This window comes from Pseudomonas sp. p99-361 (assembly GCF_003935475.1).
Lineage (GTDB): Bacteria > Pseudomonadota > Gammaproteobacteria > Pseudomonadales > Pseudomonadaceae > Aquipseudomonas > Aquipseudomonas juntendi.
Map to the genome: position 1 here is coordinate 24,273 of NZ_RHQO01000050.1, position 9,760 is coordinate 34,032.

A 9,760-nucleotide genomic window follows, 5' to 3' on the forward strand; every position below is an offset into this window, starting at 1 on the left:
ATGAGCCTGCGCGCCGCGCTGTCGATCCTTGCGCTTTCGCTGCTGGCCGGCTGCGTGTCGGGCGGCGCGAGCGACCCGCTGGGCAGCCGCCAGAGCAGGGCCGAAGCGGGGCGTGCCTACGTGCAGCTTGGGCTGGGTTATTTGCAACAGGGTTTGACCGAACAGGCCAAGGCGCCACTGGGCAAGGCCCTGGCCTTGGACAGCAGCGATGCCGATGCGCACGCGGCCCTGGCGCTGGTGTTCCAGGCCGAAGGTGAGCCGGCACTGGCCGAAACACACTTTCGCAAGGCCCTGCAAAGCAGCGGCGGCAATACGCGAATTCGCAACAACTACGGCAGTTTCCTTTATGCTCAGGGGCGATTTGCCGAGGCCGAGCAGATGTTTCGCCTGGCCAGTGCCGATACCCTGTATCCTGAGCGCTCGCGCGTATACGAGAACCTTGGCCTGACTGCCTTGAGGCTCGAACGCCGCGACCAGGCACAGGCATATCTGGTGAAAGCATTGCAGCTCAACCAGCGGCAACCCAGGGCGTTGCTGGAAATGGCTGAGTTGTCCTACGAAAACAGGCATTATGTGCCGGCCCGGGACTACTACGATCGTTTCAGCGAGCTGAGCGCGCACGATGCCCGTAGCCTGCTGCTGGGCAGCCGCCTTGCCAGGGTGTTCGACGAGCAGGGCGCACTGGCCGAAACGGGCCAGCAATTACAACGACTTTATCCCGGTACGCCGGAATATCAGCAATACCTGTCGGAGCAACGATGAACGCCGCGCATCCCGAAGTAGCAGTAGCGCCTGGCCAGAACCCCGGTGAGCTTTTGCGCCTGGCCCGTGAGAAACGGGACTGGTCGCAAGCCGAGGTGGCCCGCAAGCTAAACCTCACTGTCAGTTCGCTGAACCACGTGGAAACCGGTGCCTTCGACAAGCTGCCCGGGCATACGTTTGCCCGTGGCTACATACGTGCCTACGCCAAGCTGCTGGACCTGGACCAGGCTGCGCTGGTCGATGCATTCGACCGCTACACCGGTACCCATGCCAAGGGCAGCGACGTGCATTCGCTGGGCCGCATCGAAGAGCCGACGCGCCTGTCGCACAACATCCTGCGCGGCGTCAGCCTGCTGTTGCTGCTCGCCGTGGTCGGTGGCGGTTTCGTCTGGTGGCAGGACCAGGGCAGCCTGCGCGGCAAGGACCTGGCCAAGATGGCCCTGGAGCATGTCGAAGTCGAAAGCGCCGACGGCACCACCCAGATCCACCCGCTCGATGAGCCTGAAGACCAGGCCGTTACCGCCGGCCAGCAGGCTGAGACTGCACCGCTGCCGTTGGCGCAGGGCACGGGCGAACAACCCGCTGCAGCTGGCGAGCAGCCGGCGGCCGGTACAGCCACAGAGCCAGCCGCTGGGGCGGCAACTGCCCAGCAGGCGCCCGTGCAGGCAGCCGCCAGCACCCCGGCGGCCACAGCGGCGCCTGTAGCTCCCGTTACGGCCGCGCCGGCCGCAGCCAGTGAGCCTGCGCCAGTGCCGGCCGGTAGCGGCAAGGTCGCCATTCAGTTCACCGCCGATTGCTGGACCCAGGTTTCCGACGGCAACGGCAAGGTGCTGTTCAGCGCCATCAAGCGCAAAGGGGACAACCTCGAACTGACCGGCAAGCCGCCGTTCGCGGTACGCCTGGGCTTCGCCCGGGGCGCCCAGGTCAGCTACAACGGCCAGGCCGTCGATGTTGCCCCGTTCACCAGTGGCGAGACTGCTCGCCTGAAGTTGGGACAGTAAGTCATGCACGGCGAATCTCCGATCAAACGTCGCGAATCCCGCAAAATCTGGGTCGGCAATGTGCCGGTGGGTGGTGATGCCCCCATCGCGGTGCAGAGCATGACCAACACCGACACCAATGATGTGGCCGCCACCGTGGCGCAAATCCAGCGCCTGGTCGATGCCGGCGTGGACATCGTGCGGGTATCGGTGCCAGACATGGACGCTGCCGAAGCCTTCGGCAAGATCAAGCAACAGGTGAGCGTGCCGCTGGTAGCCGATATCCACTTCGACTACAAGATCGCCCTGCGGGTGGCCGAGCTGGGCGTCGATTGCCTGCGTATCAACCCGGGCAACATCGGCCGCGAAGACCGTGTGCGCGCAGTGGTGGACGCGGCCCGCGACCGCGGCATCCCGATCCGCATCGGTGTCAACGCCGGTTCGCTGGAAAAAGACCTGCAGAAGAAGTACGGCGAGCCTACCCCGGCCGCGCTGGTCGAGTCGGCCCTGCGCCATGTCGAGCACCTCGACCGCCTGGACTTCCAGGACTTCAAGGTCAGCGTCAAGGCCTCCGACGTGTTCATGGCCGTGGAGGCCTACCGCCTGTTGGCCAGGCAGATCGTGCAGCCGCTGCACCTGGGCATCACCGAAGCCGGTGGCCTGCGTTCAGGCACGGTGAAATCCGCCGTCGGCCTCGGTATGCTGCTGGCCGAAGGCATTGGCGATACCATTCGCATCTCGCTGGCCGCCGACCCGGTCGAAGAAGTGAAGGTCGGCTACGACATCCTCAAGTCGCTGCACCTGCGCTCGCGCGGCATCAACTTCATCGCCTGCCCGAGCTGCTCGCGGCAGAACTTCGATGTGGTCAAGACCATGAACGAGCTGGAAGGGCGCCTGGAAGACCTGCTGGTACCGCTGGACGTGGCAGTGATCGGTTGCGTGGTCAACGGCCCGGGTGAAGCCAAGGAAGCCCATGTCGGCCTGACTGGCGGCACGCCGAACCTGATCTATATCGACGGCAAGCCGGCGCAGAAACTCACCAACGACAACCTGGTCGATGAGCTGGAAAAACTCATCCGCCAGAAAGCGGCCGAAAAGGCCGAAGCCGACGCGGCGCTGATCGTCCGTGGCTGACACACAGAATTCGTAAGGACTTTTCGTGAGCAAATCGCTGCAAGCCATCCGTGGCATGAACGACATCCTGCCAGAACAGTCGCCGCTGTGGCGCTACTTCGAAGGCACTGTCGCCGGCCTGCTGGACACCTACGGGTACAGCCAGATCCGCACGCCGATCGTCGAGTTCACCGAGCTGTTCAAGCGCTCGATCGGCGAAGTGACCGATATCGTCGAAAAAGAGATGTACACCTTCGAGGACCGCAACGGCGACTCGCTGACCTTGCGCCCTGAAGGCACCGCCGCCTGCGTGCGTGCCGTGCTCGAGCACGGCATCACCGGTAACGGCCAGGTGCAGAAACTGTGGTACATCGGCCAGATGTTCCGCCACGAACGCCCGCAGAAGGGCCGTTACCGCCAGTTCCACCAGATTGGCGTGGAAGTGTTCAACCTCGACGGCCCGGACATCGACGCCGAGCTGATCATGCTGACCTGGCGCCTGTGGGGCCTGTTGGGCATTCAGGACGCGGTCAAGCTCGAACTCAACAGCCTCGGCACCAGCGAGGCCCGCGCCCGCTACCGTGATGCGCTGGTCGAGTTCCTGTCCGCACGCCTGGAGCAGCTGGATGAAGACAGCCAGCGCCGCCTGAAAAGCAACCCGCTGCGCATCCTCGACAGCAAGGACCAGAACACCCAGGCGGTGCTGGTTGGGGCGCCAAAGCTGGAAGACTATCTGGACGAACCTTCACGCGTGCACTTCGAGGGCCTCAAGGCTCGCCTGGAGGCCGCCGGCATTCCGTTCGTGATCAACACCAAGCTGGTGCGTGGCCTGGACTACTACAGCAAGACCGTGTTCGAGTGGGTGACCGACAAGCTCGGCGCCCAGGGCACCGTGTGTGCCGGTGGCCGCTACGACGGCCTGGTCGAGCAGATGGGCGGAAAACCGACCACCGGCGTTGGTTTCGCCATGGGTATCGAGCGTCTGATCCTGCTGCTGGAAACCCTGGGCAAGGTGCCGGAGTCCATCAGCCGTACTGTCGACGTCTACCTGTGTGCCCTTGGCGAGCAGGCCGAGCTGGCCGGGCTGCGCCTTTCCGAAGGTTTGCGCGACCGTTTGCCGGGCTTGCGCCTGGCCGTCAACGCCGGCGGCGGCAGTTTCAAGAGCCAGTTCAAGAAAGCCGATAAAAGCGGTGCGCTGTTCGCCCTGATCCTCGGTGACGACGAACTGGCCAAGCAAGTCATCGGCTTGAAGCCACTGCGTGGCCAGGGCGAGCAACAGAACATTGCCTGGGATGCTCTTGCCGAGCACCTGGAAACCGCGATCGCGCAGGCGTAACGCGGTTCAACAACGAATAGGCGAAAAGGAGTATTGGGGTGTCGAGTACTGATGATGATGACCTGGCAGGGGTCAAGGACTGGTGGAACCGCAATGGCAAGCCGCTGCTGACCGGCGCATTGCTGGCAGGTGTGGTGGTGCTGGGCTGGAATACCTGGCACAAGTACCAGAACAACCAGTCGCAAGGGGCCTCGCAGTTGTACCAGGCCCTGCTCGAAACCAGCCTGACGCCAAGCGGTCAGCCCGACGCCACCAAGGTCGCGGAACTGGCCGGCAAGCTCAAGAGCGAGTTTGGCGGCACGGCCTATGCCCAGTACGGTAGCCTGTTCGTGGCCAAGGTCGCGGTCGAGAGCGGCAAGCTCGACGACGCCGCCGCCGAGCTCAAAGGTGTGCTGGACAAGCCTGCCGATGCCACCCTGGGCGAAATTTCGCGCCAGCGCCTGGCGCGCGTGCTGGCTGCCCAGAACAAGGCCGAAGATGCCCTGAAGCTGCTTGACGGTGATGCCGACAAGGCGTTCCTGGCCAGCCGTGAAGAGTTGAAGGGTGACCTGCTGGTGCAACTGGGTCGCGCCAGCGACGCGCACAGCGCTTACGAGAAAGCCAAGGCTGCGTTGTCCGATGACGCCGCAGTCGGTGGCCTGCAATTGAAGCTGGATGACCTGGCTAAAGGGGACGCGTAAGTGATCGGTTGGAAACATGCAGCAGTGCTGACCCTGGCCGTACTGGCCGCAGGTTGCAGCAGCAACAGCAAGAAGGAACTGCCCCCGGCCGAGCTGACCAAGTTCACCGAGGAAGTGGTGCTGAAGAAGCAGTGGAGCCGTTCGATCGGTGACGGCCAGGGTGAAACCTACAACACCCTGGTACCGGCCATCGAGAACGACCGCATCTACGCCTCCGACGTTCACGGTGACGTCTATGCCCTCGATCGCATCACCGGCGACGTGGTCTGGAACAAGGACCTGGAGCTGCCGGTTTCCGGCGCAGTGGGCGTGGGTTACGGCCTGGTCATGCTCGGCACCCTCAAGGGTGAAGTCATTGCCCTGGATTCCAGCACCGGTGAAGAGCGCTGGCGCTCCCGCGTGACCAGCGAAGTGCTGGCCCCGCCTGCCAACAACGGTGACGTGGTCGTGGTGCAGACCCAGGACGACCGCCTGATCGGCCTGGACGCCGCTACCGGCGACCGTCGCTGGATCTACGAAAACACTCCGGCCGTACTGACCCTGCGTGGCACCGGTGCGCCGATCGTCACCAACCGCCTGGCCATTGCCGGCCTGTCGACCGGCAAGGTGGTGGCGGTGGATATCAACAACGGCGTGCCGGTGTGGGAAAGCCGCGTGGCCATTCCCCAGGGCCGTTCCGAGCTGGAGCGCGTGGTCGACATCGATGGCGGCCTGCTGCTGTCTGGTCAAACCCTGTATGTCAGCACTTACCAGGGCCGCGTAGCGGGCCTGGACCTGGAAAGCGGCCGTGTGCTGTGGCAGCGTGATGCCTCCAGCTACGTGGGTGTCGCCCAGGGCTTCGGTAACGTTTACGTCAGCGAAGCTTCAGGCACTGTCGAAAGTGTCGACGAGCGCACTTCCAGCGCCCTGTGGTCCAACGACAGCATGGCCCGTCGCCAGCTCTCTGCGCCGGAAGTGTATTCCAGCTACGTGGCCGTGGGCGACTTCGAAGGTTACCTGCACCTGCTGAGCCAGGTCGATGGTCGCTTCGTGGGCCGTGAGCGTATCGACAGCGATGGCCTGCGCGCCCGCCCACTTGTGGTCGGTGACACCATCTATGTCTTCGGCAACAGCGGCAAGCTCGAGGCACTGACCATCCGCTGAAGCTATGCTTGAAGCCTTGGCGGGCTTCAAGCCGCGGCGCAGGAAGCGCCGCCCGTACTCCGGCCGCTGCCTTGCAGCGGCCTTTGCATTTTCAAGAATTCGAGAGTGGAGAGCCGATGGTTCCCGTAATTGCCCTGGTGGGCCGCCCGAACGTCGGCAAATCCACCATGTTCAACCGCCTGACCAAGACCCGCGATGCCATCGTCGGTGACCTGTCGGGCCTGACCCGTGACCGCCAGTATGGTGATGCCAGCTGGCAGGGTCGTTCCTTCATCCTGATCGACACCGGCGGTATCACCGGTGACGAAGTGGGCATGGACGAGAAAATGGCCGAGCAGTCGCTCATGGCCATTGAAGAGGCCGACTACGTCCTGTTCCTGGTCGATGCGCGCGCCGGCATGACCGCCGCCGACCAGATGATTGCCGAGCACCTGCGCAAGCGCAACAAAGAGGCGATTCTGGTCGCCAACAAAATCGACAACATCGACGCCGACGTGGCTCGCGCCGAGTTCTCGCCGCTGGGCATGGGCAACGCCATTCCGGTAGCCGGTTCCCAGGGCCGCGGTATCAACGCGCTGATGGAAGCCGTTCTCGGCCACCTGCCGCGCGACCAGGTCGAGGAAGCTCTGGACGCCGACGTCGCCGAAGGCGAAGAGGCGGTGCGCATTCCGGGCCCGAGCGAAAAGGATGGCATCAAGATCGCCATCATCGGCCGCCCGAACGTCGGCAAGTCGACCCTGGTCAACCGCATGCTCGGTGAAGAGCGTGTGGTGGTGTACGACCAGCCGGGCACCACCCGCGACAGTATCTATATTCCGTTCGAGCGCGATGGCGAGAAGTACACGTTCATCGACACTGCCGGCGTGCGCAAGCGTGGCAAGATCCACGAGGAAGTCGAAAAGTTCTCGGTGGTGAAGACGCTGCAGGCGATCAAGGACGCCAACGTGGTGATCTTCGTCATGGACGCCCGCGAAGGTGTGGTCGACCACGACTTGAATCTGCTGGGCTTTGCCCTGGAAGCCGGGCGCGCGATCGTCATTGCCCTGAACAAGTGGGACGGCATGCAGCCGGGCGAGCGTGACTACGTCAAGACCGAGCTGGAGCGCCGGCTGTTCTTCGTCGACTTCGCCGACATCCACTTCATTTCCGCCTTGCATGGTACTGGCGTGGGCAACCTGTACAAGTCGGTGCAGGCTGCCTTCAAGTCGGCGGTCACCCGCTGGCCGACCAGCCGCCTGACGCAAATCCTCGAAGATGCGGTGAGCGAGCACCAGCCGCCGCTGGTCAACGGTCGTCGCATCAAGCTGCGCTATGCCCACCTGGGCGGGGCCAACCCGCCGCTGATCGTGATCCACGGCAACCAGACCGAGAAGATTCCCAAGTCGTACTCGCGCTACCTGGAAAACACCTACCGCCGTGTGCTGAAGCTGGTCGGCACGCCGATCCGCATCGAATACAAGGGCGGTGAGAACCCGTACGAGGGCAAGAAGAACACCCTCACAGACCGCCAGGTCAACAAGAAGCGCCGGCTGATGTCGCACCACAAGAAGGCCGAGAAGAAGCGCCGCGACAAGCGTTGACCAGCTGCAAGCTGCAAGCTGCAAGTTAAAGCAGACCGCGTTTCTCGCTGCTTTATCTTGTAGCTTGTAGCTTGTAGCTTGTAGCTTGTAGCTTGTAGCTTGTAGCTTGAAACTTGTAGCTTATAGCTCTCAGTCCCCAGGAAAGAGGGCTCCATGATCCGCAGCAAACTGCCGAATGTCGGCACGACCATCTTCACCACCATGTCCCAGCTCGCCGTGCAAACTGGCGCGTTGAACCTGTCGCAGGGGTTTCCCGATTTCAATGGCCCACAGGCACTGCTCGATGCAGTAGGCCGGCATGTGGCCGCCGGGCATAACCAGTACTCGCCGATGACCGGCCTGCCGGCGCTGCGCCAGCAAGTGGCGGCCAAGGTGGAGCGCTTGTACGGGGCAAAGGTGGATGCTGACCAGGAAGTGACCATCACCCCCGGCGCTACCGAGGCGATCTTCTGCGCCATCCAGGCGGTGGTGCATGCCGGTGACGAGGTGATCGTCTTCGATCCGTGCTACGACAGCTACGAGCCTTCGTTGGAACTGGCCGGTGGCCGTTGCGTGCATGTGCAATTGAGCGATGGCGACTTCCGTATCGACTGGCAGAAGTTCAGCGATGCCCTGAGCCCGCGCACGCGCATGGTCATCCTCAATTCACCGCACAATCCCAGCGGCGCCCTGATCACCCGCGAAGACCTCGACCAGTTGGCGCAGCTGATCGCCGACCGGGATATTTACCTGGTCAGCGACGAGGTCTACGAGCACCTGGTCTACGATGGGGTACGCCACGCCAGCGTGCTGGCCCATGCGCAGCTGTACCCGCGCGCCTTCGTGGTCAGTTCGTTCGGCAAGACCTACCACGTCACCGGCTGGAAGACCGGTTACGTGATCGCCCCGCCGGCGCTGAGCGCCGAACTGCGAAAGGTGCACCAGTACGTCAACTTTTGCGGCGTCACCCCGCTGCAGTGCGCGTTGGCCGACTTCATGGCCGAGCACCCGGAGCACATCGATGAGTTACCGGCCTTTTACCAGGCCAAGCGCGACCTGTTCTGCGGCTTGCTGGAGGGTTCGCGATTGCGCTTTACCCGCACGGCGGGCACTTATTTCCAGCTGGTGGATTATTCGCACATACGCCCGGACCTGAATGATGTCGACATGGCGCTGTGGCTGACCCGTGAGCACGGCGTGGCGACCATTCCGGTGTCGGTGTTCTACCAGCAACCCATCCCCGAGCAACGCCTGGTGCGCCTGTGCTTTGCCAAACGAGAGGAGACGCTGCGCCAGGCAGCGGAAAAACTATGCGCGATCTGAGCACATTGCCGAACCTGAAAATCGCCCTGGTGCAGACTACCCTTGCCTGGCATGACCGCGAGGCCAATTACGCGCACTTCGAGGTACTGCTTGAGCAGGCCGGTGAAGTGGACCTGGTGATCCTGCCAGAGATGTTCACCACGGGGTTCTCCATGCAATCGGAAAGCCTGTGCGAGCCTGAGAATGGCCCCACCTACAAATGGCTCAAGGCGCAGGCGAAAAAACACAACGCGGTGATTACCGGAAGCGTGATCGTGCAGGCGGCCGATGGCAGCCACCGCAACCGGCTGCTGTGGGCGCGCCCGGATGGCGAGATTCTGCACTACGACAAGCGCCATCTGTTCCGCATGGCGGGCGAGCACAAGCATTACACCCCGGGCGAGCGCCAGGTGCAGTTCGAGCTCAAGGGCTGGCGGATTCGCCCGCTGATCTGCTACGACCTGCGCTTCCCGGTATGGAGCCGCGACGCCCAGGATACCGACCTGCTGCTGTACACCGCCAACTGGCCGGCCGCTCGCCGCCAGCACTGGAACCGCCTGTTGCCGGCGCGGGGCATCGAGAACCTGTGCTATGTGGCAGCGGTGAACCGGGTGGGTACGGACGGCAAGGGCTTTGCCTATTCAGGTGACAGCCAGGTGCTGGACTTCCAGGGTGAGAGCCTGCTGAGTGCCGGCGAGGCGGACGGGGTGTTTACCGTGGTGCTGAGTGCGGCGGAACTGGCGGCGTACCGCACCAAGTTCCCAGCCAACCTGGATGCCGATACCTTCGAGCTGCATTGATTGCAAGACAAGGGTAGCCGGAGCATCTTCAGCGCCTGTGAGATCGAGCGCCGCCCGCGCGGCGCAATCGCGAGCTGCGCTCGCT

9 protein-coding genes are annotated in these 9,760 nt (G+C 63.4%); all 9 read left to right on the plus strand.

Annotation, left to right across the window (positions count from 1 at the left end; genetic code table 11):
* The 9 genes from pilW to EGJ22_RS19260 all read left to right on the plus strand — a co-directional run bounded on the left by pilW (window position 1) and on the right by EGJ22_RS19260 (window position 9,675).
* Entirely contained in the window at window positions 1-762 is a 762-nt protein-coding gene (gene pilW / locus EGJ22_RS19220) for a type IV pilus biogenesis/stability protein PilW (RefSeq protein WP_009682034.1), read from the plus strand.
* Window positions 759-1,763, plus strand: a complete 1,005-nt coding sequence (locus EGJ22_RS19225; protein WP_009682033.1) for a RodZ family helix-turn-helix domain-containing protein — start codon at window positions 759-761, stop codon at window positions 1,761-1,763. The genes pilW and EGJ22_RS19225 overlap by 4 nt, the downstream gene beginning before the upstream one ends.
* 3 nt (window positions 1,764-1,766) lie before the next feature.
* Window positions 1,767-2,876, plus strand: a complete 1,110-nt coding sequence (gene ispG, locus EGJ22_RS19230) for a flavodoxin-dependent (E)-4-hydroxy-3-methylbut-2-enyl-diphosphate synthase (protein ID WP_009682032.1) — start codon at window positions 1,767-1,769, stop codon at window positions 2,874-2,876.
* 25 nt (window positions 2,877-2,901) lie between these two features.
* Window positions 2,902-4,191 (plus strand): histidine--tRNA ligase, encoded by a 1,290-nt coding sequence (gene hisS, locus EGJ22_RS19235; RefSeq protein WP_125920349.1) that lies wholly within the window; start codon window positions 2,902-2,904, stop codon window positions 4,189-4,191.
* A 38-nt stretch (window positions 4,192-4,229) separates the two neighbouring features.
* Window positions 4,230-4,871 (plus strand): tetratricopeptide repeat protein, encoded by a 642-nt coding sequence (locus tag EGJ22_RS19240; protein ID WP_009682030.1) that lies wholly within the window; start codon window positions 4,230-4,232, stop codon window positions 4,869-4,871.
* A complete protein-coding gene (bamB, locus tag EGJ22_RS19245) occupies window positions 4,872-6,014 on the plus strand; it encodes an outer membrane protein assembly factor BamB (protein WP_009682029.1) in 1,143 nt (380 codons plus the stop codon).
* Window positions 6,015-6,130: 116 nt separating this feature from the next.
* On the plus strand, window positions 6,131-7,594 hold the full coding sequence (der, locus tag EGJ22_RS19250; protein ID WP_009682028.1) for a ribosome biogenesis GTPase Der: 1,464 nt from the start codon (window positions 6,131-6,133) through the stop codon (window positions 7,592-7,594).
* Between the two features lie 153 nt (window positions 7,595-7,747).
* Window positions 7,748-8,896: a pyridoxal phosphate-dependent aminotransferase gene (locus EGJ22_RS19255; RefSeq protein ID WP_125920350.1), complete on the plus strand. Its 1,149-nt coding sequence runs from the start codon at window positions 7,748-7,750 to the stop codon at window positions 8,894-8,896.
* Window positions 8,884-9,675: an amidohydrolase gene (locus EGJ22_RS19260; RefSeq protein WP_009682026.1), complete on the plus strand. Its 792-nt coding sequence runs from the start codon at window positions 8,884-8,886 to the stop codon at window positions 9,673-9,675. The genes EGJ22_RS19255 and EGJ22_RS19260 overlap by 13 nt, the downstream gene beginning before the upstream one ends.
* Window positions 9,676-9,760: the final 85 nt, after the last annotated feature.